The sequence below is a fragment of the Telluria sp. Soil_C_11 genome, from assembly GCF_057657395.1.
The window spans coordinates 58,514-83,231 of the sequence record NZ_JBDGIN010000010.1; the positions used below are offsets into that span (position 1 = coordinate 58,514).

The 24,718-nt window shown below is 59.8% G+C and carries 23 protein-coding genes and 1 pseudogene; 18 read left to right on the top strand and 6 right to left on the bottom strand.

Going from position 1 to position 24,718, the window contains the following annotated elements; genetic code table 11:
• The first annotated feature begins 217 nt into the window (after positions 1–217).
• The 7 genes from AC3A6M_RS17060 (at position 218) to AC3A6M_RS17090 (ending at position 6,803) form a co-directional block, all read left to right on the top strand.
• Positions 218–2,809, top strand: coding sequence for a heavy metal translocating P-type ATPase (locus tag AC3A6M_RS17060; RefSeq protein WP_487853917.1), 2,592 nt, complete (start codon positions 218–220; stop codon positions 2,807–2,809).
• Positions 2,806–3,525, top strand: a complete 720-nt coding sequence (locus AC3A6M_RS17065) for a ZIP family metal transporter (protein WP_258850356.1) — start codon at positions 2,806–2,808, stop codon at positions 3,523–3,525. Before AC3A6M_RS17060 ends, AC3A6M_RS17065 begins: the two co-directional genes overlap by 4 nt.
• A gap of 43 nt (positions 3,526–3,568) precedes the next feature.
• The gene (locus tag AC3A6M_RS17070) at positions 3,569–3,772 is read left to right on the top strand and encodes a hypothetical protein (protein WP_487853918.1); all 204 of its coding nucleotides are present in this window, start codon (positions 3,569–3,571) and stop codon (positions 3,770–3,772) included.
• 67 nt (positions 3,773–3,839) lie between these two features.
• Positions 3,840–4,892: a bifunctional UDP-4-keto-pentose/UDP-xylose synthase gene (locus AC3A6M_RS17075; RefSeq protein WP_487853919.1), complete on the top strand. Its 1,053-nt coding sequence runs from the start codon at positions 3,840–3,842 to the stop codon at positions 4,890–4,892.
• 86 nt (positions 4,893–4,978) lie between these two features.
• Positions 4,979–5,821 carry a 3-deoxy-8-phosphooctulonate synthase gene (gene kdsA, locus AC3A6M_RS17080; protein ID WP_487853920.1) on the top strand — a complete coding sequence of 281 codons (843 nt, stop codon included), beginning with the start codon at positions 4,979–4,981 and terminating at the stop codon, positions 5,819–5,821.
• Between the two features lie 53 nt (positions 5,822–5,874).
• Entirely contained in the window at positions 5,875–6,480 is a 606-nt protein-coding gene (locus tag AC3A6M_RS17085) for an SIS domain-containing protein (protein WP_487853921.1), read from the top strand.
• 80 nt (positions 6,481–6,560) lie between these two features.
• Positions 6,561–6,803: a hypothetical protein gene (locus tag AC3A6M_RS17090; protein WP_487853922.1), complete on the top strand. Its 243-nt coding sequence runs from the start codon at positions 6,561–6,563 to the stop codon at positions 6,801–6,803.
• Between the two features lie 652 nt (positions 6,804–7,455).
• Here the strand turns inward: AC3A6M_RS17090 and AC3A6M_RS17095 are convergent.
• Positions 7,456–7,926: pseudogene (locus AC3A6M_RS17095) on the bottom strand (IS3 family transposase); the annotation flags it as partial.
• Between the two features lie 186 nt (positions 7,927–8,112).
• Here AC3A6M_RS17095 and AC3A6M_RS17100 point away from each other — a divergent pair.
• The 3 genes from AC3A6M_RS17100 to AC3A6M_RS17110 all read left to right on the top strand — a co-directional run bounded on the left by AC3A6M_RS17100 (position 8,113) and on the right by AC3A6M_RS17110 (position 10,993).
• Positions 8,113–8,709 (top strand): SLATT domain-containing protein, encoded by a 597-nt coding sequence (locus AC3A6M_RS17100; protein ID WP_258850350.1) that lies wholly within the window; start codon positions 8,113–8,115, stop codon positions 8,707–8,709.
• 11 nt (positions 8,710–8,720) lie between these two features.
• Positions 8,721–10,019, top strand: a complete 1,299-nt coding sequence (locus tag AC3A6M_RS17105) for a nucleotide-binding domain-containing protein (RefSeq protein ID WP_487853923.1) — start codon at positions 8,721–8,723, stop codon at positions 10,017–10,019.
• 167 nt (positions 10,020–10,186) lie between these two features.
• Positions 10,187–10,993 (top strand): DUF3800 domain-containing protein, encoded by an 807-nt coding sequence (locus AC3A6M_RS17110; RefSeq protein ID WP_258850348.1) that lies wholly within the window; start codon positions 10,187–10,189, stop codon positions 10,991–10,993.
• Positions 10,994–12,537: 1,544 nt separating this feature from the next.
• On the opposite strand, the gene AC3A6M_RS17115 is transcribed toward AC3A6M_RS17110, so the two are convergent.
• The 3 genes from AC3A6M_RS17115 to AC3A6M_RS17125 all read right to left on the bottom strand — a co-directional run bounded on the left by AC3A6M_RS17115 (position 12,538) and on the right by AC3A6M_RS17125 (position 15,677).
• Positions 12,538–13,116 (bottom strand): superoxide dismutase, encoded by a 579-nt coding sequence (locus AC3A6M_RS17115; protein WP_487853924.1) that lies wholly within the window; start codon positions 13,114–13,116, stop codon positions 12,538–12,540.
• Positions 13,117–13,222: 106 nt separating this feature from the next.
• Positions 13,223–14,584: an exodeoxyribonuclease VII large subunit gene (gene xseA / locus AC3A6M_RS17120; RefSeq protein ID WP_487853925.1), complete on the bottom strand. Its 1,362-nt coding sequence runs from the start codon at positions 14,582–14,584 to the stop codon at positions 13,223–13,225.
• Between the two features lie 829 nt (positions 14,585–15,413).
• A complete protein-coding gene (locus AC3A6M_RS17125; protein ID WP_487853926.1) occupies positions 15,414–15,677 on the bottom strand; it encodes a hypothetical protein in 264 nt (87 codons plus the stop codon).
• Between the two features lie 165 nt (positions 15,678–15,842).
• On the opposite strand from AC3A6M_RS17125, the gene AC3A6M_RS17130 reads away from it, so the two are divergent.
• The 7 genes from AC3A6M_RS17130 (at position 15,843) to AC3A6M_RS17160 (ending at position 22,102) form a co-directional block, all read left to right on the top strand.
• Complete coding sequence (locus AC3A6M_RS17130) at positions 15,843–16,448, top strand: MotA/TolQ/ExbB proton channel family protein (RefSeq protein ID WP_487853927.1); 606 nt, start codon at positions 15,843–15,845, stop codon at positions 16,446–16,448.
• Complete coding sequence (locus AC3A6M_RS17135) at positions 16,448–16,900, top strand: ExbD/TolR family protein (protein ID WP_487854012.1); 453 nt, start codon at positions 16,448–16,450, stop codon at positions 16,898–16,900. Before AC3A6M_RS17130 ends, AC3A6M_RS17135 begins: the two co-directional genes overlap by 1 nt.
• Before the next feature lie 117 nt (positions 16,901–17,017).
• Entirely contained in the window at positions 17,018–18,061 is a 1,044-nt protein-coding gene (gene lpxK, locus AC3A6M_RS17140) for a tetraacyldisaccharide 4'-kinase (protein ID WP_487853928.1), read from the top strand.
• Positions 18,042–18,215, top strand: coding sequence for a Trm112 family protein (locus AC3A6M_RS17145; protein ID WP_487853929.1), 174 nt, complete (start codon positions 18,042–18,044; stop codon positions 18,213–18,215). Before lpxK ends, AC3A6M_RS17145 begins: the two co-directional genes overlap by 20 nt.
• An 8-nt stretch (positions 18,216–18,223) precedes the next feature.
• Entirely contained in the window at positions 18,224–18,976 is a 753-nt protein-coding gene (gene kdsB / locus AC3A6M_RS17150) for a 3-deoxy-manno-octulosonate cytidylyltransferase (protein ID WP_487853930.1), read from the top strand.
• A 148-nt stretch (positions 18,977–19,124) separates the two neighbouring features.
• On the top strand, positions 19,125–19,781 hold the full coding sequence (gene adk / locus AC3A6M_RS17155) for an adenylate kinase (RefSeq protein WP_487853931.1): 657 nt from the start codon (positions 19,125–19,127) through the stop codon (positions 19,779–19,781).
• 173 nt (positions 19,782–19,954) lie between these two features.
• Positions 19,955–22,102 carry a sodium-translocating pyrophosphatase gene (locus AC3A6M_RS17160; RefSeq protein ID WP_487853932.1) on the top strand — a complete coding sequence of 716 codons (2,148 nt, stop codon included), beginning with the start codon at positions 19,955–19,957 and terminating at the stop codon, positions 22,100–22,102.
• Between the two features lie 49 nt (positions 22,103–22,151).
• On the opposite strand, the gene AC3A6M_RS17165 is transcribed toward AC3A6M_RS17160, so the two are convergent.
• Together AC3A6M_RS17165 and AC3A6M_RS17170 are read right to left on the bottom strand one after the other, a co-directional pair.
• Entirely contained in the window at positions 22,152–22,688 is a 537-nt protein-coding gene (locus AC3A6M_RS17165; RefSeq protein WP_487853933.1) for a DsbA family protein, read from the bottom strand.
• A gap of 192 nt (positions 22,689–22,880) precedes the next feature.
• Complete coding sequence (locus AC3A6M_RS17170; protein WP_487853934.1) at positions 22,881–24,179, bottom strand: acetyl-CoA hydrolase/transferase family protein; 1,299 nt, start codon at positions 24,177–24,179, stop codon at positions 22,881–22,883.
• A 139-nt stretch (positions 24,180–24,318) separates the two neighbouring features.
• Between AC3A6M_RS17170 and AC3A6M_RS17175 the strand changes: the two genes are divergently transcribed.
• Entirely contained in the window at positions 24,319–24,705 is a 387-nt protein-coding gene (locus AC3A6M_RS17175; RefSeq protein ID WP_487853935.1) for a VOC family protein, read from the top strand.
• Positions 24,706–24,718 lie beyond the last annotated feature (13 nt).

Below are 24,718 nucleotides of genomic sequence, written 5' to 3' on the forward strand. Positions count from 1 at the left end.
AAGCACCTTCGTAGTAAAAGGTACGTCAACATTTTTGTTAGCAATGAAATTGAGCTGAAGTTGAGCGACCGGGTCTTGGTAGCTTCGCCTTACTGCATCGGCAATCATAAACCTGGAATTATCGCGAAGCAGAACTGAATAGCTCGTTAGTGCGATCCAGCACCGACTATGTGCGATCGGATTTTCATACTGGCCGTTTCGAGAGAAAGGTAAGCAAATGGAAGAGTTGAACCGAGTACGGCTGGAATTGCCGTTAGTACTGCCGGAAGTCGACGATCCAAGGGATCCATGTATCAGCCGGCTCATTGGCCTTTTGCAGGGGCGGCCTGGCGTCGAGCGGGTTCATATGAAGACCCCCGAGGGGGCGCCTCCCATGCTCTGCCTGCACTATGATCCCGCGGTCATCTCGGTCGGAAGGCTGCGTGAACTGGTGAGCGCCGTCGGTGCGCAACTCACGGAGAAGTTCGCACACTACCTTGGCTGCACGCCGGCACCGCTGCATGCCCGCGAAGCGCGATTGTTCGCCGAGCGCTTGCGCCATGTTCCTGGCGTGATGGAAGCAGAGGTTTCGCCATCGGGCAGGATCCGGGTGGAGTACGAACGCTCAAGCGTGACGCAGACGCAGCTGGAAAATCTGGTGCGCGGCGTCGGGACAGAGCCAGCACATGTGGAGAGGGCGGCCGCTACAGCCAGGCCGGATGAAGGACACACCGCGAATCACGTTCATGCCGAGCATGGCGAACACGAACACAAGCATGGGAAGGAAGACGCCCATGCGGGTCACGAACACGGGCACGGCGGCATCTTCGGGGAGCATACCGAACTGATTTTCGCCGTGGCGGCCGGTGCGTTCGTGCTCGCCGGCTGGCTTTTCGAGCGCAGCGGCGCCACGCCTGGCTGGCTACCGCTCGCACTGTACATCGGCGCCTACCTGTGCGGGGGCTTCTTTACGGCGAAGGAAGCCATCGAGAACATCCTCGCACGCCGCTTCGAGATCGACACGCTGATGCTGGTGGCAGCGGTCGGTGCGGCGGCGCTGGGCAAATGGGCGGAAGGCGGTCTGCTGCTGTTCCTGTTCAGTCTCGGCCACTCGCTGGAGCACTTCGCAATGGGACGCGCACGACGCGCGATCGAAGCCCTCGCCAAGCTTGCTCCCGAAACTGCACTGCTGAAGAATGGTGACACGACGGAAGAGATTCCGGTCGAGAAACTGCAGCCAGGCGACGTTGTACTGGTAAAGCCGAACGAGCGCCTCCCGGCCGATGGCGTCGTGGTCAAGGGCAGCTCGAGTGTGAACCAGGCGCCGGTCACGGGGGAAAGCGTTCCGGTCGACAAGTCACCTGTCGAAGACGGGAAGGCTGCGATTGCGGCGTTCGATCGCGTGAAGGCCAATAACCGGGTCTTCGCCGGCACCATCAACGGCGCAGGTGCGATGGACGTCATGGTGGCGCGCCTTGCGTCGCAGTCGACCATGGCGCGTGTCGTGCAGATGGTGGCGGAAGCCGAAGCCCAGCGTTCGCCTACACAGCAATTCACCGACAAGTTCGAACGCATTTTCGTTCCCGTGATCCTGGGGCTGGTTGTCCTATTGATGCTGGCCTTCCTTGTCATCGACGAGAGCTTCTCGGACAGCTTCTACCGCGCCATGGCGGTGCTGGTCGCGGCCAGCCCATGCGCCCTGGCGATTTCGGTGCCGAGCGCCGTGCTGTCAGGCGTCGCCCGCGCCGGCCGCAGCGGCGTTTTGGTGAAAGGCGGCGGTCCTCTGGAGAATCTTGGAAGTCTCAATTCGATCGCCTTCGACAAGACAGGAACCCTGACCGAAGGCCGACCGAAATTGACCGATTTGCTGCCTGCTGACGGCGTCAGCGAGTCGGAATTGCTGGCAGTAGTGGTCGCGGTCGAATCGCACAGCGACCATCCGCTGGCATCGGCACTGGTTGAAGGCGGACTCGAACGGTTGCCTGCGAATGCTGCTTCAGTGCGTGCGGACGATGTGCGCGGCTTGACCGGCCGTGGCGTGCAGGCTTCGGTCGATGGCGAAACGACCTATATCGCCAAACCCATCCTGTTTGATGAGCTGGACGGTATGCGGTTGCCGGTTGAACTGTCCCAAGCAAACGACAAACTGGTGCAATCGGGGCGTACCACGATGGTCGTACGCAAGGGAGCGCGCTTCCTCGGCGTGATTGGTGTGATGGACACGCCCCGCCCAGCGGCGCCGTCTGTCATGAAGCAATTGCGTGAACTCGGCATCGAGCGTCTGGTCATGCTGTCGGGCGACAATCAACAGGTTGCCGATGCCGTTGCGCGCACCGTCGGCCTGACCGAAGCGAAGGGTGACCTGATGCCCGAGCAAAAGGTCGAAACGGTAAAGGCCTTACGTGAACGTCACGGCAAAGTCGCCATGGTTGGCGACGGCGTCAACGACGCACCGGCCATGGCGAATGCCACTGTCGGCATCGCCATGGGAGCAGCAGGCTCGGACGTCGCCCTTGAAGCGGCGGATGTCGCGTTGATGAGCGACGACCTCAGCCAGCTTCCGTTCGCGGTTGGGCTGTCGCGCCGCACGCGCCGGGTCATCAAGCAAAACCTCTGGGTCAGCCTGGGCGTCGTCGCGGTGCTTATTCCGGCAACCATTTTCGGCCTGAACATCGGGACCGCGGTCCTGTTCCACGAAGGCTCGACCCTGCTTGTCGTCATCAATGCGCTCCGCCTACTCGCCTATCCGGGGACGGCGACAGGTCCAGACCAGCGTCCAGCGCCGCCAACGAAGAAACAGGCTGTGGATGCAGAGAAGGTGTCGTCATGAGCGCAGCACTGTCCAAAGTGCTGGGCTATGCCGCCTTGCCCGCGATCGCTGTGCTGGCAGGGGCTTTGATCGCGCTCGTTCGTCAACCCGGCGCCGGACTACGCAGCGCGGTCCAGCATTTCGCTGCCGGCACCGTGTTCAGCGTGCTCGCCGTCGAGTTGCTGCCTGACCTCGTGCACCGGCGAATGCCGTGGCCGACGTTCATCGGCTTCTCCTGTGGCGTCGCCTTCATGCTCGCACTGAAATGGTTTGGCGATCGACGTGAAGATGCAGCAGGGGGCCGCGATACGCGCGGATTGATCACGGCAATGGGTGTCGACGTGGTCCTCGATGGCGCACTCATCGGCCTGTCGTTCGCCGCCGGGGAAAAACAGGGGCTCCTGCTGACGGTTGGCCTGGTGCTTGAATTGTTCTTCCTTGGCGTCTCATGTGCAACCTCGTTGCGCAGCGTCGGACAGACTGCGCTGAGAATCGGCGGCACAGCGGCAATGCTCGGTATCGCATTGCTTGCTGGAGCCGGCGCAGGGGCAGGGATATTGAATGCCGTGACGCCGGTCTTTATCGACGCACTACTGGCATTGGGTGTTGCGGCGCTACTTTACCTGGTTACCGAAGAGTTACTGGTAGAGGCGCATGAGGAGACCGAAACGCCGATCCAGACAGCGATGTTTTTTGCAGGTTTTATCCTGCTGTTCATGATTGACATGCTGGTATGACGCACTGGTTCATGTGTCTATCTCAAAATTTTTGAAAATCGACATGCGTAAAGAACCCGTGTTGCCGACAGAGGATTTTCTGATTTCCTTTTTCGGCTCTGTCATCTGCATTGTTTTGTTGCTGGTAATTTTCAAGCTGGTGGAAATCTGGAAGCGGCGGAAGAGTCCCAATTTGAAGCGATTAAAGCAGCCCAACGGGCGAAGAGAGAAAAGGCCGGACAAGCGGCGACAAAAAATCAAGCGTTAGTTTTCGCAGGAAATTAAAACAGCATCTGTAACAGTCCTATTTAGCATTTAGTTAAGTAACAATATTTATGAAAAAAGTCCTTATTCTCGGCGTCAACGGCTTCATCGGCCACCACCTGTCCAAGCGTATCCTCGAGACCACCGACTGGGAAGTCTATGGCATGGACATGGCTTCGGACCGCATCAGCGATCTGCTCGCTAATGACGCATATAAGCCACGCATGCACTTCTTCGAAGGCGACATCACGATCAACAAGGAATGGGTCGAATACCACGTCAAGAAGTGCGACGTGATCCTGCCGCTGGTGGCCATCGCCACGCCGTCGACCTATGTGCAGCAGCCGCTGCGCGTGTTCGAACTGGACTTCGAGGCGAACCTGCCGATCGTCCGCTCGGCCGCCAAGTACAAGAAGCACCTGGTGTTCCCGTCGACCTCGGAAGTGTATGGCATGTGCCATGACGGCGAGTTCGATCCGGAGAACTCGGAACTGGTCTACGGCCCGATCAACAAGCCGCGCTGGATCTACGCCTGCTCCAAGCAGCTGTTGGACCGCGTGATCTGGGGCTATGGCATGGAAGGCCTGAACTTTACCCTGTTCCGTCCCTTCAACTGGGTCGGCGCCGGCCTGGACTCGATCCACACGCCGAAGGAAGGTTCTTCGCGCGTGCTGACCCAGTTCTTCGGCCACATCGTGCGCGGCGAAACCATCTCCCTGGTCGACGGCGGCTACCAGAAACGCGCCTTCACCTATATCGATGACGGCATAGCCGCCCTCATGAAGATCATCGAGAACAAGGACGGCAATGCGAGCGGCCAGATCTACAACATCGGCAACCCGGCCAACAATTATTCGATCCGCGACCTGGCGGACATGATGCTGAAGCTGGCCGCCGAGTACCCGGAATACGCTGCCGGCGCGCAGAAGGTGCAGATCGTCGAAACCAGCTCGGGGGCCTACTACGGCGCCGGCTACCAGGACGTGCAGAACCGCGTGCCGAAGATCGACAACACCAAGGGCGACCTGGGCTGGGCCCCGACCACGTCCATGGCCGACGCCATACGCGGCATCTTCGACGCCTACCGCGGCCAGGTTGCCGCGGCCCAGGCCCTGATGGAATAAGTGTTTTCTACTGCGCGAAGCTGTTTGACTGCCAGCGCTATCATGAACCGTAAGGCCACCAAGCGTTTCGCACACGCACACATACGATGACCAAAATTACTGAACAAATCAATGTCGAGAATGGATCTCCGCTGGTGATTTTTGGCGGCATCAATGTGCTCGAATCGCTTGATCTGGCGCTTCGTACCTGCGAAGAATTTGTTCGCGTCACACAGAAGCTCGCCATGCCCTATGTATTCAAGGCCAGTTTCGACAAAGCGAACCGTTCATCGATTCATTCGTTTCGCGGCCCCGGCCTTGAGGAAGGCATGCGCATGCTCGAGAGGGTGAAGTCGACGTTTGGGGTGCCGGTCTTAACCGACGTCCACGAGCCGTGGCAGGCCGATATCGTCGCGGAAACGGTAGACGTACTGCAGTTGCCAGCATTTTTGGCCAGGCAAACCGACATGGTGGTCGCGTTGGCCAAGACCGGACGCGTCATCAATATCAAGAAACCGCAATTCTTGAGTCCAACGCAGGTTTCGTTTGTCGTTGAAAAATTCAAGGAGGCGGGCAACGAGCAGCTCATCTTGTGCGATCGCGGTACCTGTTTCGGCTACGATAATCTGGTCGTGGACATGCTCGGCTTTGGCGTGATGAAAAAAGCGTGCCCCGGTGTACCTGTCATATTTGACGTTACCCATTCATTGCAACAGCGAGATCCGACGAGTGCGACCTCAGGCGGACGCCGAGCGCAGATACTTGAGCTGGCTCGCGCGGGTGTCGCCGTAGGCCTGGGCGGAATCTTCCTTGAAGTCCACCCGGATCCCAGTTCGGCGAAATGCGACGGCCCGAGCGCGCTGCCAACCAGCGTACTTGCCCCGTTTCTTTCGCAACTGAAGGTGTTGGATGACCTTGTCAAGTCGCTTCAACCGATTGAGATAAGTTAGTCCTTCGGTTTCGCCAGTTAAGCAACCCAGAGTGATTTCATCGGTGCAAAAATATGATCGAACACGTCAAGAATAGCCTGGCCGACGCGCAGTCGGCTCTTAACCGATTCCTGCATGACGAGCGCAGTCTTCAAAGCATCGTGGATGCTGCCGACCTGCTTACATCCGCCTTTCGCAGCTCGGGCAAGGCTTTCTCGTGCGGGAATGGCGGATCGATGTGCGATGCGATGCATTTTGCCGAAGAGTTCACGGGCAGGTTCCGCAACAATCGCCCGGGACTCGCGGCGATTGCCATCAGCGATCCAACCCACATTACCTGTGTCGCCAATGATTATGGCTATGACCAAGTGTTCTCGAGATATATCCAAGCGCATGGGCGTCGTGGTGACGTATTACTCGCGATTAGCACCAGCGGAAAAAGCCCATCGATCCTTGTTGCCGCGGAGGCAGCGCGCCAGCTGGACATGCGTGTGATCGGTTTGACCGGAACGCCGGGGGCGCCGCTGCAGGCCCTGTGCGATGTCTGCATTTGCAGCCCTGGCGGCGCGTATGCCGACCGCGTGCAGGAAATGCATATCAAGATCATCCATATTTTGCTCGAGTTGGTGGAACGCGATCTGTTTCCAGAAAATTACGTTTCTGGCAAAGGCGATCTTTAGTTCAAATAAGCAGTTGATCGAAACTATGATCCGATCCAAGGTCGATTTGCATCCTCGGATTGCAAGTTTTGGAGGAAGCCATGGCAACAAAAAAGCGCACGAAAGTGCCCGCACCATCGCCTGATGATTCCCAACGCCCTGAAAGCGAAGCGAATGTCGAGACAACACGCAACATGAACGTCGATACTGACGTGGAGCGTGTCGACAGCGATGCGTCTCCTGAAATTGGTAGCGTCGAAGGGCGGGACCAATCCACCTACCGCGTCGATGTCGAACATGGTGGTGAAACCAACGCTGGAGATGTCGAGCGAGGAGGGGCCTAATGGCCGTACGAATGTCGTAACGCTGCGTTGATTGATCGTATCGGCAGGCAGGGGCCGATTTAAGAGCTGGAGCACCACCGTACGATTCTTGCCGCCGCTTGACGCTTCACCGGTCGCTTTTGTGCAACAGCACGTGCACAGCTTATTCGGAAATGTATTCCCATGTAACGCCTCGATTTGTGCTGCGGATTAGCTTGCCGTTGATCGCACCGTACAGACTCCCCGACGACGTGCTTTCCAGTGCGGTGATCGGAGCCACTGGCGATCGCATCCTGATCCAGTGGTCGCCACCATCTGGACTAATAAAGAATCCATCGCGCGCAGCAGCGTAGACACGGGCCGGCAAGGCAGCATCGTTTTCCACAGCGCGGAAGCTGAAGCTGAGCTGGCCAGCACTTTGCCATCCACAATGACAACTCATCGCGCGGCGCACTCCCTTGGACGTTGCAGCGAATAGCCATCCCGTTCCAGTTTTACTTGGCATATTGGAGTGGGCGAACTGTACCAAGGGATCCGCGGGGCCGTGGTTGAAAAACTGCCATGTAACGCCAGCGTTTGTACTGCGGAAAATGCCAATACCAGCAAGGTAGGCAAATACGGTACGCGGCTGGGTTTGAACCCCCCGGTTTCCGTGGAGGCCGATTAGTGTGAGTCAGGCCGGGATGGCTTGACTGCTCAGTTGCTTATAATAGTTTGCCTCAGCTTCGGCCGGCGGTATATAGCCGAGCGGTTCCAGCAAGCGGTGGTGGTTAAACCAGGAGACCCATTCAAGTGTAGCTAGTTCCACGGCTTCACGTGTTTTCCAGGGGGCGCGACGGTGGATCAGCTCAGCCTTGTAGAGCCCATTGATGGTTTCGGCCAAAGCGTTATCGTAACTGTCTCCCTTGCTTCCCACAGAAGGCTCGATGCCAGCTTCTGCCAAGCGCTCACTGTATTTCATCGACACGTATTGAGATCCGCGGTCGCTATGATGGACCAGCTCGTTTCGTTCGAGCTGACGTGCGTACAGAGCCTGCTCCAGCGCATCGAGCACGAAGTCGGTTCGCATCGAGCTGCTGACCCGCCAGCCGACGATGCGCCGGGCGAAGACGTCGATGATGAAGGCGACATAGACGAAACCCTGCGAATGGTGATTCGGTATCAAGGCCCGCGTGTTGAGGGCGCACGGATGCTGATGGCTGTACAGCACGCATTCTTGCTCTAAGCCCTCGAATAATTACCCTTCTGCCATTGTTCACGCGTATCATGAGAACCGGAAGTCGCGATGTGACGATAGAAGTTAACTTCGATAGCTACGCATAGGACGGTGATGGTAAGTCAACAAGAACTGTTGAAGCAGATTGCAGAGTCTGGCTACAACGTGGGGTACGGCGCGAAGAAGCATTTCGCAACGGCAGAATTTGTTGATAAGTTGCCAGGCTGGATTGGCTTCTTCTCGCTGGCAGTCGGTGTTCTGGCTTTGGTGTTTCCGATGCTGAGCGAAAAAGTTCCTTCCGCTATGCTTATCATTTTCTCAGTGGCAAGTTTGTACATGGGTTTTTATGACAAAAACGTGTACATGAAAGCCGGGGAGGAATTGACGCAGTCGTTCCAGTCGCTGCGTTCATTGTATTCAACTGTCAAATCAATGCCGCCCACCTCGGACTTTTCCGCATGCGAAGCAGAATATGGACGTATCAGGTCGGCCGCCAATGGTGCTGGCATTTCTCGTCAAATATTCTTAAGTGATACCGCAGCCCACTACAAGTTCTTCTGGCAGCAGCAGATCGGGTGGATTGAGGAACAAATAACGTTTCGCTTTTGGCGCGACAAGATACCGCTTACCACACTTGTGACGTGCGGAGTATTGATTGTGTTTGCGTTATCTATCGGCGCATACTTTCTCATTACTAGTAGCTACTGTTGATTGGAATTTTAGTGAGTGCCTCGCTTTTTGAACAATTCAGAAAAAACTTGGCTGTAAAGAATGCCGAGGAAATTTCAGGTCGATATTTATCCATAACAAAACGTCTCAACAAAGACTATTGGGACACAGATTCGGACTATCAACATTGTTTGCAGGTCGGATCGTATGGCCGACGGACAGCTATCCATGGTGTAAGCGACCTGGACATGGCGTTCGAGCTGCCTTGGAGCGTTCATGACCGGATTTGTAAACTTCAAGGGAATCGACAAAAGGCATTGTTAGAAGAGGTCCGCGACAAGCTCAAAGTACTTTATCCAAATACGCCGATCCGGGCAGATGGGCAGGTTGTGACCGTTGACTTCAAGAACTATCGTGTTGAGGTGTTGCCTGCTTTTGTAGAGGATGACGGACGGTACAAGTACCCGGACGCTAACGATGGCGGAAGCTGGAAATGGTGCCATCCTCGCGACGAAATCGAAGCGGTCCAAGAAATACACGATCGCTCGAACCGGAATCTAAAACGAGTGTGCAAAATGATCCGGGCTTGGAAAAACAAGCACGGGGCGGCAATGAGCGGGATGCTCATCGATACGCTTTGCTATAATTTTTTCTACGACAACAAAAATTACGATAACAAGAGCTATGCTAGCTACCCGGCTTTGATCAAGGACATATTCACGTATTTGAGTGAACAACCGAGTCAGACGTATTGGAAGGCTCCCGGAAGTGACGATCGCGTCCATTCCACTGGGCGGTTTCAAGCAAAGGCGAAAAAGGCAGCTAAAAGAGCACAGGAAGCCCTTGATGCCGAGGAAGAAAAGGACAAGCAAAAGGTTTGGAAGAAGATTTTCGGACGCCACTTCCCTGCGATAGCAACTGCTGCTGCGTCCGCTTCTGTTACGAAGGCTGCAGCTATTCGCTCGACTGAGGAGTTTGTTGAGGATAAGTATCCTGTTGATATTCAGTACGAAGTTAATCTTGAATGTGACGTGTTATACCGTGGTGCACGGGAGCGCGTCTACCGGTTCATCGAAGCCACATTCCCGTGGCTTCAACTCGACCGTAAATTAACTTTCCGTGTGGTGGACTGTAACGTCCCCCGTCCTTACGAGGTAATTTGGAAAGTCCGAAACCGCGGCCAGTTTGCGGAGGCAAGAGGCATTCGAGGACAACTGCTTAGTGATGACGGATCAGAGCGGCGAACGGAAACTACATCCTTCCCTGGCCGTCATTATGTCGAGTGCTACGTGATTAAAAATGGAGTTTGCGTAGCTCGCGATCGTCTGATCGTTCCCATATCGGAAACGTAAACCCCTCTGCCATAAATTAAAATGGCGATTTCGCTGAAAGTTGATCGAACCGGCGGCTGTGTGCCGCCAGTATTAACGCGGCGTATGACCTTAACTTGCGATGTGACGCCCGCCGCAAGGTAGTATATAGGTGGTCGAAGCGCAGCGCCCTGCTATAAAGGGAACACATGCCAGTTCAAGCTTACGTTGATGACAGTGGTGGGAAAGGACAAAGCAAGAATTTCGTGCTTGCTGGCCTCGTCTCAAACTCGGAGCGATGGGTAGAATTTTCTCTAGAGTGGCGCCGCTGCTTAGACCAATACCCACGTATCGAAATCTTTAAGATGCGAGAAGCCGCCTCCCTCACAGGAGCCTTTCATCGCTTCACGGAAGAACAACGCGATAGTCGTCTACGAAAGTTGGCTCAAATCATCAATCGTTATGTCGAGTTCGCGATTTGGACAATGATTGATCTTGAAGCTCACGCGCGCACATGGGCAAAGCTTACAAAACCGAGATCAGAAGTTTACTTTTGGCCCTTCCACACCTTGATTCTTGGTACCTGCTTTGACCTCTGGGAAGAGTGCAATTGGAGAGAGCCCTTCGAGATCATCTTTGACGAACAACTTATCTTCGGCGAGCGAGCGCGCAGATGGTATCCGCTTATACGTGAACTTATGCGGTCTACATATCCAGAGGAATTTACGATACTACCGCTCAATCCGATGTTTGGAAAGGACGACGATCGATTGCCGATTCAGGCTGCAGATCTTTGGGCGTGGTGTTTGCGAAAAAACACGGACGATCCTGGCGCAAAGTCGTTTGAATGGCTGTTGGAAGAAATGCCAAATGTGAGCCAATCGAATTACTGCAACTACTACGATCTGGAGCGCATGAGCAGCGTTCTTGAAGAGTCAGCGCGCATTGCGCAGGGAGGACAGGTCCCCTCTGAACTCATGTCAATTTATGAGATTATCTCTAGCAAAAAGAAGTAAGTCTTTGCAGAGAGGAGGAACGCTTTTCGGGGAAAAGCGTACACAGCCTTTGAGAAAAAAGGGTGCGCTTAACGTCTCTTAAGTCATACATCGCGTAGGTCAAATTGAGCAAATATTCGTTCGGTTATACCGAATGAGAGATGCCCATTGTTGTATGCCCAGATCGTTAAGATTTTCGTCAGTCGGCGCAAGACCTTCCATTTGCCACGTATGCACGCCGGGCGTATATCTTTAGTAGACGTTCTTTGACCTGCGACCAGAGCTACAATGTCGTCTGCCATTCTTGCTTCCCCTCGAAACCTGATAAGTGAGAGCGTAGAACAGGCTGGCGTGGGCGGACAGCTCAGTGGCGCGGTATTTGATCAGTCAGCGAATTTGCGCCCTAGCGCAAATTCGTGTCTGCTGAGGGGATTTGCGCTAGAGCACTCAAGGTTTGAACTCCTGAAGTGCCTGGGCTACAAGTCGGCTGAGATCGTCAGCAAGGTTCGGATCATCGAAGGTGTGAGCGATATCCAACACGGCACGAAGTCGAGCTGCGTCATTAGGGAAGCGCCGCCTATCCTGCCTGATTCTTGCAACTTCGCTCTCTAAACCTTCAATGATCCGCTGATCAGCTTCACTTAATGCCGCACCTCTCGTAGCCTTAGACGATGCCACGTGAAGAGCAACAGCCGTGGCCCCGTGTGCCAGCTGTTCCCGTTTTAGGGCTTCCTGAGACTCGAACTTAATGCGACTCGTCACTCCTGATGTAAGTACCCGTCGCGTGGCACTGTGGCTACGTGCCGGCCAACCGATCAACACAAGGGAATGAATGAATTCCACTGGAATGTCGACAAACGCATCAGCAAACCGTCGAGCAAGGCCCAAGGTTACGGCACGTATCGAAGGGTCGCCTGAACGGCTTGTTGGGGCTGTGACGGGCACCCTCCATCGGGTCAGTGACTCAAGCCCAGTGCGGAACTCTTGAGTGTCAGCCGGAGCAGGCAGATGCTGCGGTTCGGGTAACAAGCGGTGCATCGATGAAGCGTGCTCTCGTACTTTAAGAACGAAGGACGGGCTGATGATTTCTACTTCTTTTTGCGCGCTTAGATCGAGATAAGCACTAGCTGCAAGGTCGCATGCCGTCACTCGATGAAATGTGCTATGCCGTGGTCCTCTGAAAAAGGCGGCTGCCGGTTGTCCGGATATGCACATCGCATACCATGTGGTTAGCAATTTGTCCTTTCGAGGAACACGCTCATACGCTTCGATAGCGTCCGTTACCTCGGCCCGGAGTGCAATGCAAGGTTCGCTAAGGGAACCTCGTGCGTTAGGATCAATGCTCATCATTAGCGCGCCTAGAAATCTTGCCGCAAATTATAGCAATTAAGTGTGCGAATGATTTACGGCTGCATGCCGCAAAAAGAAACGGCCCGCTTGGAAGCGGGCTCGAATCTGTTTTGTTCCGAACTTTTTTACGTCCGGGTCCCAAGCGCAGAAGCAGTTGTTCCGATCTTTATTAAGTTGTTCCGAACTTAATTATGACGAAACATCGACTCCAGCGATTACGCGAAGTTCTGGTTCACGAAGTCCCAGTTGACGATGTTCCACCAGCTCTCGACGAACTTCGGACGCGCATTGCGGTAGTCGATGTAGTAGGCGTGCTCCCAGACGTCGCAGGTCAGCAGGGCCTTGTTCTCGGTGGTCAGCGGGGTGCCGGCGTTCGAGGTGTTGACGATGTCGACGGTGCCGTCGGTCTTCTTCACCAGCCAGGTCCAGCCCGAGCCGAAGTTGCCGACTGCCGACTTCTGGAACTCTTCCTTGAACTTGTCGAACGAACCCCACTTGGCGTTGATCGCGTCGGCGACCGGACCGGTCGGAGCGCCGCCGCCGTTCGGCTTCATGCAGTTCCAGAAGAAGGTGTGGTTCCACACCTGGGCGGAATTGTTGAACACGCCGCCCTGCGATTTCTTGATGATGTCTTCCAGGGGCATGTTTTCAAACTCGGTGCCCTTGATCAGGTTGTTCAGGTTGGTCACGTAGGCCTGGTGGTGCTTGCCGTAGTGGTATTCCAGCGTTTCAGCCGACATGGTCGGCTGGAGGGCATCCTTGGCGTACGGCAGCGGCGGCAGAGTATGTTCCATGTCTTATTCCTTGATTGGTTGGAAACGGGTCGTTCTTCCGAAACGGTCGCATATTCTAAACCGGATGCGCGAACGTTGCATGTTTGCTTCTATTGCGCTCTTTGCTTCACTCGAGAAGGTCCTGTACGCTCGCCACGCCGACCTCGGCGCTGCCCTCGGCCAGCCGCACCACGATGGTGTCGCGCGGCTTGATCTGGCCGGGCGCATGCAGCACCTTGCCTTTTGCATTGCTGACGATCGCATAGCCGCGCTCGAGCGTGCGCTGCGGGTTCAGCAGTTCCAGCTGGGCGGACAGCGCGCCGAGCGCCTCGCGCTGCTGGCGCAGCCGGCCCGTCATGCTGGCGGCCAGCTGGCGCCGCTCGGACGCCAGCAGGGTGCGCAGCGAGCGCACGTCCGGCAGATGGCGCGCCCAGCGCTGCTGCAGCTGGGCCAGCAGCACGCCGTTGCGGTTGACCGGCGCCCGCACCGCATGCGTCAGACTGCTGGCCATGCCCAGGAGTTTCAGGCGCTGGTGCGCGATCCGGTCGGCGGGGCTGATCATCCGGCGGCTGAGGTTGTCGAGGTTCTGGTTGGCCTCGGACAGGATGCGTTCCATGGCGCGCTGCAGGTCGTCGGCATCCGCTTCCAGCGAGCTCATCCATTCGTCGCGGGCGGTGGCGGCCAGCTCGGCGGCGGCGGTCGGGGTGGCGGCGCGCAGGTCGGCGGCGAAGTCGGCGATGGTAAAGTCGGTTTCGTGGCCGACGCCCGAGATCACGGGCATGGACGCCGCATTGATCGCGCGCGCCACCACCTCTTCGTTGAAACTCCACAAGTCCTCGATCGAGCCGCCGCCGCGGCAGACCAGCAGCACGTCGACCTCGCGCCGGCGCGAGGCGGTGGCGATGGCTTCCGCGATCCTGTCGGCCGCCCCCTGGCCCTGCACCGGGGCGGGATAGAGCACCACGCGCACGTGCGGGGCGCGGCGCCGGAGCGCGGTGAGCACGTCGCGCAGGGCCGCCGCCTGCGGGCTGGTGACGATGCCGATCGCGCGCGTGAACAGCGGCAGCGGGCGCTTGCGCTCCTGGTCGAACAGGCCCTCGTTGCCGAGCCTTTCCTTCAGGCGCATGAAGGCTTCGTACAGGGCGCCGACGCCGGCCCGGCGGATCGCCTCGACGTTGATCTGGTAATCCCCGCGCGCGCCGTACAGCGTGACCAGGGCGCGCACCTCGACCTTGTCCCCTTCGCGCGGCGTGAAGCCGGCGTACTGGGCGCGGCCGCGGAACATCACGGCGCGCACCTGGGCGGCATCGTCCTTCAGCGTGAAGTACCAGTGGCCGGAAGCGGCGCGGGTGAAGTTCGAGATCTCGCCGCCGATCCACACCAGCGGAAACGAGCGTTCCAGCAGCCGTGCGACCTGCTGGTTGAGCGCGGTGACGGTGAGGACGGGCGGGGCGGCGTAGGCCGGATCGGCATCAAGCGGGGTAAGCATATGGATGGGTCAAGATGATCTGTCCACAAAAACGTGACAGCGCCTGGGCGCCTCAAAATCTGCGGTAGTACAACAAATAGTTTTTGTAAACGTTTGATTTTTAATGGTTATTCTTGCTGCCTGATTTCGATGCAGAAACAAAATTTCCTTACGGATCAATGGCTTGCTGCACCCCGGAGGCACTTGGCCACAATCTTATCCACAGAATCTGTGAGGAAGTGGATAAATGGACCGGCTATCCCGGCCGCGTAAAAATGAGGCATGCATATGTTTTCTTAAGGCAATCAAGTACTTAGCTCGCCGTTCCGGCTCTTGCTCACATCGTTTTCCACAATTTGTGTGCAAAGCTGGCGACAAGCGGGCTGTCCTGGCGGCCAAAGCGGACTCCAGTGCATAAGTCGCGCCCTGCCTAAAAATGCTGCACGATGAATTTATCCTTTGGATTCAAACACTTTGATGCAGATCAAGGGCCTTGCTAACAATCTTTTCCACAAAATTTGTGAAGAATTGTGGAGAAGCGCTGGCGCGTCCTGGCCGCAGCCAGGGCAGCCGGAGCGCTTGCAGCCCGTCGTCTGCCAGCCACGGGATGGGACTATACCAGCCCTGGGGCGTTCATTACCTCTTGCGCAAGGCGGCGCCTTCGCGCCTGTGCTTGCCTAAATTTTGAGCGTGCATATCTTTTCCCTTTGGATTCAACTACTTGGGACTTACCCACTGCGCTTGCTCACATTGTTTTCCACAGTTTATGTGCAAAGCCGGGTTTGCGTGCGCATCACGCGTCCTGCCCAAAAATTGGGCTCGGTGACTTTTCCCTTATGAATCAAGGGGTTTAGCCCAGCCATGTGCGCTTGCGCACAATTTTGTCCACAAAAAATGTGAAGAAGCGGGCTGAGCCGGAACATGCGGGGCGCCTAATCATTGCTGCTGCAATTTTCAGCGGCAGAATTTCCCTGATAAAAATCAAAGACTTACCATAAGGAAAGGCTATTCCACACAAATTTATCCACAGAAATTGTGGGCAAGTCCCGGTCTGCAGACATGCTTTTGTTGCAATGTGGAAATGCCCTGAGGAGGGTGCTAGGTTTTTACGCATGGAAAAATATCCTTTAAGAATCAATGGCCTTTCCTGTCGTAAAGGCCCTTGCACACACTTTTATCCACAGAAAGTGTGCAGAACTCTACTTGCCGCAAAGACGGCAACAAGTTACATTGCGGAATTCGTTTCCGTCTTGTTGTTTACCCCATCCAGGAGTTCCTTTTGCTCGCCATTCTTCAAGCCGCCGGCTGGCCCATCTGGCTATTGCTGATTGCCTCGATCATCGCTCTGGCGCTGATCATCGAACGCCTGATCTACCTGCGCCGCGAAAAAATCCTTCCGCGCCAGTTGCTCGACGAAGTCATCCAGGTCTACCGCGGCGGCAAGGTCACGCCGGACATCATCGACAAGCTGCAGACCAACTCGCCGCTGGGCGCCGTGCTGGCCGCGGCCCTGCGCAACGTCGACGCCCCGCGCGACGTGATGAAGGAGTCGATCGAGGAAGCGGGCAGGGGCGTGGCCCATGTGCTGGAACGTTTCCTGACCACCCTGGGCACGATCGCTTCGCTGGCGCCGCTGATGGGCCTGTTCGGCACCGTGGTCGGCATGATCGAGATCTTCGGCGCCCAGAATGCCACCGGCACCAACCCGGCCCAGCTGGCGCACGGCATCTCGGTGGCCCTGTATAACACTGGTTTCGGCCTGGCGATCGCAATGCCGGCCCTGGTGTTCTACCGCCACTTCCGCGCCCTGGTCGACAGCTTCATCATGGACATGGAACTGCAGGCCGTGAAATTCGTCGACGTCGTGCACGGTGCCCGCAAATGATGGACTTCCGCCGCGGCCGCAAGCGCGAGGATCCGGAAATCAACCTGATCCCGTTCATCGACGTGCTGCTGGTGGTGCTGATCTTCCTGATGGTCACCACCACCTACAGCAAGTTCACCGAGCTGCAGATCACCCTGCCGACCGCCGACGCCGAAAAAGCGATCGACAAGCCTTTCGAGATCAACGTCACCGTCGACGCCAAGGGCAATTACACGGTGAATAACGTGCCGGTGTCCTTCCACGGCGTGGCCGGCCTGGCCGAAGACCTCAAGCAGGCCGCCAGCACCGGCCCGGACGGGCAACGGCTGGCGGCGCCGGCGAAAGATCCGGTCATCATCGTGAATGCCGACCAGTTCGCCATGCACCAGATGGTGATCAATGTGCTGGAAGCGGCCCGTCTGGCCGGGTATGACAAGCTGACGTTTGCGGCGCAGTCTGGCGGGCAGAAATAAACCTGCATAAAAGGGATACGTCGTCCCCGCGCAGGCGGGGACCCAAGTTCTGCTAGCGCTAACGAAACGCATGCAAACTTGGGTCCCCGCCTCCGCGGGGACGACGTTTATGAGCTAATGGCATCCTCTTTCGAATCGACCCTCACCCGCGCCTGGCTGCGCCGCGGCCCATTGGCCCTGGCCCTGTGGCCGCTGTCCCTGCCGTTCCGCGCCCTGGCGGCCCTGCGCCGGCTGCTGTTCCGCGCCGGCCTGCTGGCCTCCGAACGCATGCCGGTGCCCGTCATCGTGGTCGGCAATATCTTCATCGGCGGCACCGGCAAGACCCCGCTCACCATCTGGCTGGTCGAGCAGCTGCGCGCCGCCGGCCTGAAGCCGGGCGTGATCTCGCGCGGCCATGGCGGAGAAGGGGACGCGGGCCCGCGTGAAGTCCTGGCCGGATCGAGCGCGCGCGAAGTCGGCGACGAACCTTTGTTGATCGCAGGCCGGACCGGCTGCCCGGTGGTGGTCGGCCGCCGCCGCGCCGCGGCGGGCCGTCATCTGCTCGAACGCCATCCCGAGGTCGACGTGCTGGTCACCGACGACGGCCTCCAGCACTACGCGCTGCAGCGCGACGTCGAACTGGTGCTGTTCGACGGTCGTGGGGTCGGCAACGGCTGGACCCTGCCGGCCGGGCCGCTGCGCGAGCCGCCTTCGCGCCGGCGCGATTTCACGGTCGTGAATACGCCCGAGCTGACGCCGCTGCTCGCCGCGGCGGTCGGCGGGCGGCCATTCCAGATGCGGCTGGCGGGCACCTGGGCCGAGCCGCTGCGCGACCCAGGCCGGCGCCTGCCGCTGGCCGAACTCGCCGCGACCATGGCCGGCAAGCGCATCGTGGCCGCTGCGGGCATCGGCAATCCGGGCCGCTTTTTCGCGATGCTGAAGGCGGCCGGTCTGCAGATCCGCGAGCTGCCGCTGCCCGACCACCACGACTTCCTGGACGACCCGTTCCGGGGCCTGGATGCCGACCTCATCCTGGTTACCGAGAAGGATGCAGTAAAATGTCGGCAACTTGAACATCTGAACAACGACCCGCGCCTGTGGGTCGTCCCGGTCACTGCGCAGATCGACCCTGCGCTGGCCGCTCAAATCGTGGAGAAATGTCGTGGACGCCCGACTGCTTGATATCCTGGTCTGCCCCCTGTGCAAGGGACCGCTCGAATATGACAAGAAAGCGCAGGAACTGATCTGCCGCCCGGACCGGCTGGCCTATCCGATCCGCGACGGCATCCCGATCATGTGGGCCGACCAGGCCCGCAAGGTCGAGCCGGCCGCTTGAATCCTGTCATGAGCTTCATCGTCATCATCCCGGCGCGCCTGGCCTCGACCCGGCTGCCGAACAAGCCGCTGGCCGACCTGGGCGGCAAGCCCATGGTGGTGCGCGTGGCCGAGCGCGCGCAGGCGTCGGGCGCGGCCCGCATCGTCGTCGCCACCGACCACGCCGACATCCTTGCCGCCTGCGCCGCGCACGGCATCGAAGCCTGCATGACGCTTGCCTCCCATCCGTCCGGCACCGACCGCATCGCCGAAGTCGCGCGCACCCTCGGCCTGCCGGCCGACGCCGTGGTGGTCAACCTGCAGGGCGACGAGCCGCTGATCGACCCGGCCCTGCTGTCCGCCTGCGCGGCCCGTATCTCGCGGGACGTGCCGATGGCCACCTGCGCCCACCCGCTGCACGACGCGCTCGAGGCCTTCAACCCGAACGTGGTTAAGGTGGTGCTGGACAAGCAGGGGCGCGCCCTGTACTTCTCGCGCGCCACCATCCCCTGGCACCGCGACGCCTTCGCGCAAAACCGTGACCAATTGCCGGCTGGCTATGTGCCGCTGCGCCATATCGGCCTGTATGCCTACAGCAACGCTTTCCTGCAGCAATACCCGGAGCTGGAACCGTCGCCGCTGGAAACGATCGAAGCGCTGGAACAGCTGCGCGTGCTGTGGCATGGCGTGCCGATCGCCGTGTACGTCACCGACAGCGCCCCGGCGGCCGGGGTCGACACGCCGGAAGACCTGGAGCGGGTCCGCGCTTACTTCGCGTCTTGAGCCGGTTGGAAATAGCCTCGGATACGGTCTGCGTTACCTCAAGCAGCCCCTGCGATCGCTCCCCCGCAGTGGCGTTTGATGCTGCTTTTGTGGTAACTTGCGGGTCGAGCTAGTCAAATATGCATCAACACCTTTTAGGAAACCCTTCATGCGTCTCATTCTGTTAGGAGCCCCCGGCGCCGGTAAAGGCACTCAGGCGAATTTCATTAAAGAAAAATACAACATCCCCCAGATTTCCACCGGCGACATGCTGCGTGCGGCCATCAAGGCCGGCACCGAGCTGGGCCTCGCGGCGAAGAAGGTGATGGACGCAGGCCAGCTGGTGTCGGACGACATCATCATCGGCCTGGTGAAGGAGCGCCTGAAAGAGGCGGATTGCGCCAACGGTTACCTGTTCGACGGCTTCCCGCGCACGATCGCGCAGGCCGACGCCATGAAGGAAAGCGGCGTCAACATCGACTATGTGCTGGAAATCGACGTGCCGGACGAGATGATCGTCGAGCGCATGACCGGCCGCCGCACCCACCAGCCTTCGGGCCGCGTGTACCACGTCAAGTTCAACCCGCCGAAGGTCGAGGGCCTCGACGACGTTACCGGCGAGCCGCTGGTGCAGCGCGACGACGACAAGGAAGAAACGGTCAGCAAGCGCCTGGCCGTGTACCATAACCAGACCGAAGTGCTGCTCGGCTATTACAACAAGTGGGCGCAATCGGGCCTGCCGGGCGCGCCGAAGTACCGCAAGATCTCGGGCGTGGGCCCGGTCGAGCAGGTACGCGACGCCGCGTTCGCCGCGCTGGCTGAATAAATCATCGGCGGCCCCGGGCCGCCAGAGTTTTCCGGGCGCGTCGCGCAGCGTGCGCGCCGCCCGTTGGCTCCGGATGACATGTCGCCATCCGTCCAGTTGTCAGGATCAATGTTTCGCAGTACGCAGCACCTGGTGCAGCTTGTTACTTGATCGAAGGACGAAGGGGAGACGATATGGCATCCACACAGCTGGGCTTCGCCGTCGCATGCGGCGTCATCGCAGTACTTTACGGGCTGTGGTCACGCAGCTGGATCCTGCAGCAGAATCCGGGTAATGGCCGGATGCAGGAAATCTCGCTGGCCATCCAGCAGGGCGCGTCGGCCTACCTTGCGCGCCAGTACCGGACCATCGCCATCGTCGGCGTGGTCCTGCTGGTCGCCATCTTCTTCCTCCTCGGCGGACTGACCGCGGCCGGCTTCCTGTCCGGAGCGGTGCTGTCCGGCGCCTGCGGCTTCATCGGCATGAACGTCTCGGTGCGCGCCAACGTCCGCACCGCCCAGGCCGCATCGCTCGGGCTGGACCAGGCCCTGCACGTCGCCTTCCGCGGCGGCGCCATCACCGGCATGCTGGTGGTCGGGCTGGGGCTGCTCGGGGTGTCGCTGTTCTATGGCTTCCTGGTGGCCCGCGCCGACCCCGCGCTGTCGCTGCACGACACCATCCAGCCGCTGGTCGGGCTGGCCTTCGGCGCCTCGCTGATCTCGATCTTCGCACGGCTCGGCGGCGGCATTTTCACCAAGGGGGCCGACGTCGGCGCCGACCTGGTTGGCAAGGTCGAGGCCGGCATCCCCGAGGACGATCCGCGCAACCCCGCCGTGATCGCCGACAACGTGGGCGACAACGTCGGCGACTGCGCCGGCATGGCGGCCGACCTGTTCGAGACCTATGTCGTGACCCTGGTCGCGACCATGCTGCTGGGCGCCCTCATGGCCCCGAGCATCGGCGGCACCGCGGTGATCTATCCGATGCTGCTGGGCGCGGTGTCGATCATCGCCTCCATCATCGGCTGCTCGCTGGTCAAGAACCGCCCCGGGCACAAGATCATGTCGGCCCTGTACACGGGGCTGTGGTGGTCGGCCGGGCTGTCGCTGGTCGGCTTCGTGCTGGTCACCTGGCTGGCCTGGCCGGACGACGCCATGCGCTGGCGCATGCTGGGCTGCGCCGTGGTCGGCATCGTGCTGACCGGTTCGATGGTCTACATCACCGAGTACTACACCGGCACCGAATTCAAGCCGGTGCAGCACATCGCCGAAGCCTCCACCACCGGCCACGGCACCAACATCATCGCCGGGCTGGGTGTGTCGATGAAGTCGACCTCCTATCCGGTGCTGATGGTGTGCGCCGCGATCCTCCTGGCCTATGCGATGGGCGGGCTGTACGGCATTGCGATCGCCGCCACCGCCATGCTGTCGATGGCCGGCATCATCGTCGCGCTGGACGCCTACGGCCCGATCACCGACAACGCCGGCGGCATCGCCGAGATGAGCGGCCTGCCGGACAGCGTGCGCGCCGTCACCGATCCGCTCGACGCGGTCGGCAACACCACCAAGGCCGTCACCAAGGGCTATGCGATCGGCTCGGCCGGCCTGGCCGCGCTGGTGCTGTTCGCCGACTATACGCACGCGCTGGAAGCGGGCGGCACCCACATCAGCTTCGACCTCTCGAACCCGATGGTGATCGTCGGCCTGTTCATCGGCGGCCTGGTGCCCTACCTGTTCGGGGCGCTGGCGATGGAAGCGGTGGGACGGGCCGCCGGCGCCGTCGTGGTCGAGGTGCGGCGCCAGTTCCGCGACATCGTCGGCATCATGGACGGCACCGGCAAGCCCGAATACGACAAGGCCGTCGACATGCTGACCGCCTCGGCGATCCGCGAGATGGTGCTGCCGTCGCTGCTGCCGGTGGTGGTGCCGGTGGCGGTCGGCATGCTGCTCGGTCCGGTGGCGCTGGGCGGCATGCTGATGGGGACCATCGTGACCGGCCTGTTCGTGGCGATCTCGATGACCACCGGCGGCGGCGCCTGGGACAACGCCAAGAAATACATCGAGGACAACCACTACGGCGGCAAGGGTTCGGACGCGCACAAGGCGGCCGTCACCGGCGACACGGTGGGCGACCCGTACAAGGACACGGCCGGGCCGGCGGTGAATCCGCTGATCAAGATCATCAACATCGTCGCGCTGCTGCTGGTGCCGCTGCTGCCCGCGGGCGGCGGCTGGCTGGCGGTGACCTCGCCAAACCTGATGTCTGCACCGGTACCGGTGACGGCGCCGGCGCCGGCGGTCGCCAGCAGGGTGGGCAGCGCCACCCTGCCGCCCGCACGATGATGGCAGCAAGCTTGCCCACGCGGGACGCCGGCGCGGCCCGCGGCCGCGTTCAGCGTCCGAGCGCCTCGGCTAGCGCCTGCCGCATCGACTCGCGGTCGGAATCGCCTTCGTAGCGTACGCCATTGATGAAGAAGGTCGGCGTGCTGGTGGCGCCGTCGTGGTGAGCCCGCTCGAGATCGCTTTGCACGCGCGGGCGGTGGCGCCGCTCCAGCACGTCGGTGCGGAAACGTTCGATGTCGAGGCCCAGGCTTTCCGCCAGCACGGCCAGGTCCTGCTTGTCCGTGACCTGGCGCTGCTGCTCGAACAGCATGTCGTGCATGTCCCAGAATTTGCCCTGGCCAGCCGCGGCCTCGGCCGCTTCCGCCGCCAGTTCGGCCAGCGGGTGCAGGTCCGACAGCGGCAGATGGCGGAACACCAGGCGTATCCCGCCCGACTGCGCGCCCAGTTCGTCCATCAGGCCGCCCAGTGCGGCATGCGCCCGCGCACAGTAGGGGCACTGGAAGTCGCCATATTCGATCAGCGTCAGCGCCGCGTCCTGCGGGCCGCGCACGTGCTCGTCCCGGCCGATCTCGTCTACTCGGTTCATTGATCCTCCTGTGTTCGCGATGGCCAGATCATGGCATGCGAGAAGGATCGCCGCCGCAAGTTTCGCGCAGGAATCAGAACCCGCCGCCTCAAGAGCGCCTAACAACACCCGGAGGGCAAGGCGCATCGTCGAAGACAGTACGCTAGTACGGCGAGACGATGCAACGCCGCCATACGGGTGTTGTTAGGTGCTCTAAAACACGCACATCCTGTCGGCCTCCTCACGCAGCCAGGGCCGGAAGTCCGGATGCGCGATCGCGATCAGCGCCTGGGCGCGCTGCTTGGCCGACTTGCCGCGCAGCTGGGCCACGCCCCATTCCGTGACGACGTAGTTGACGTCGTTCTTGCTGGTGGTCGCATGGGTGCCGGGCGACAAGGTCGGGACGATGCGCGAGACCGTGCCATCCTTGGCGGTCGAGGGCAGCACGATGAAGGACTTGCCGCCGCGCGAGCGGTTGGCCGCGCGCACGAAGTCGACCTGGCCACCGGTGCCGGAATAGGGCAGGTGGCCGATGCTCTCGCTGCCGCACTGGCCGAGCAGGTCGACCTGCAGGCTGGCGTTGATCGACACCAGTTTGTCGTTCTGGCCGGCCACATAGGGATCGTTGGTGAAGTTCGACGGATGCATCTCCAGCATCGGGTTCTGGTGCATGAAGTCGTACAGCTTGCGCGAGCCGAGTGCGAAGGTGGCGACCATCTTGCCCGGCAGGAGCGTCTTCCTGCTGTTGTTCACGGCGCCGGATTCGACCAGCTTCAGGATGCCGTCGCCGATCATCTCGGTGTGGATGCCGAGGTCGCGCTTGTTTGTCAGCTGCATCACCACCGCGTCCGGGATGCCGCCATAGCCGATCTGCAGGGTCGAGCCGTCCTCGATGTGTTCGGCGACCAGGGCGCCGATCGCTTCCTGCACCGGACCGATCTTCGGCAGGCCGACTTCCAGGATCGGATCGTCGCTCTCGACCAGGGCCGTCACCTGCGACAGGTGGACGTGGCACTGGCCATGCGTGAAGGGCACGTTCGGGTTCACTTCGAGCACCACCACGCGTGCCTTGGCCACCGCCGCCATCGTGTAGTCGGTGCCCAGGCTGAGGGCGAACCAGCCGTGCTGGCTCATGGGGGAGGCCATCGCGAACACGACGTCGGCCGGCATCAGGCCGCGCTCGATCAGCGCCGGGATCTCGGAAAAATAGTTGGGGATGAAGTCGCACCAGCCGCCCTGGCCGCCGGCGCGCGAGGCGCCGCCGAAGAACAGCGAGGCGTGGCGCACGTGGTCCCGGCAGTCGCGCTCGAAGTAGCCGTACTTGCGCATCGCCAGGATCTGCGCGACCTTGATGTCGGAAAAGCGCTTGTGCTGCTCGGACAGCGCGTGCAGCAGGGAAGGGGGCTCGCCGACGCCGGTCGGCACGATGATCATGTCACCTTCGAGCAAGTGATCGAGGGCGTCGAGGGCGCTGCCGCGTTTCGACTGGTACATCTGCTGCAGGTTCTGCATGTCCGTCTCCTGTCGTTATTGTGTGCTGCGGTATTCCTGTCCAGCATAGCAGCCTACGCCGGAAAGCTGACTGGAAGTTGACGCCATATGCTAGAGTGAAACTGTTTTAAATCGACAACTTTTCTGACTGGGGCATCGTATGAAACGGGTTACTGGTATCGGCGGCATCTTCTTTAACGCAAAAGACCCGGCGATGCTGCTCGCCTGGTACAAGCGGCACCTGGGCATCGACGTCATGGAATGGGGCGGCACGGCCTTCCCCTGGACCGACGAGAAGGGCAAGCCGACCGGCGGCATGACGGTCTGGTCGATCAACCCGTCGCACACGACCCTGTATGCGCCGAGCACCGCGCCTTTCATGGTGAATTACCGGGTCGCCGACCTGGCGGCGCTGCTGCAAGCCCTGCGCGAGGAAGGCTGCGAGGTGCTCGACAAACTTGAAGATGGCGAGTACGGCAAGTTCGGCTGGGTCATCGATCCCGAAGGTAACAAGGTCGAGCTGTGGGAGCCGCCGCCGGGGCAGTGAATCCGGGACGGGC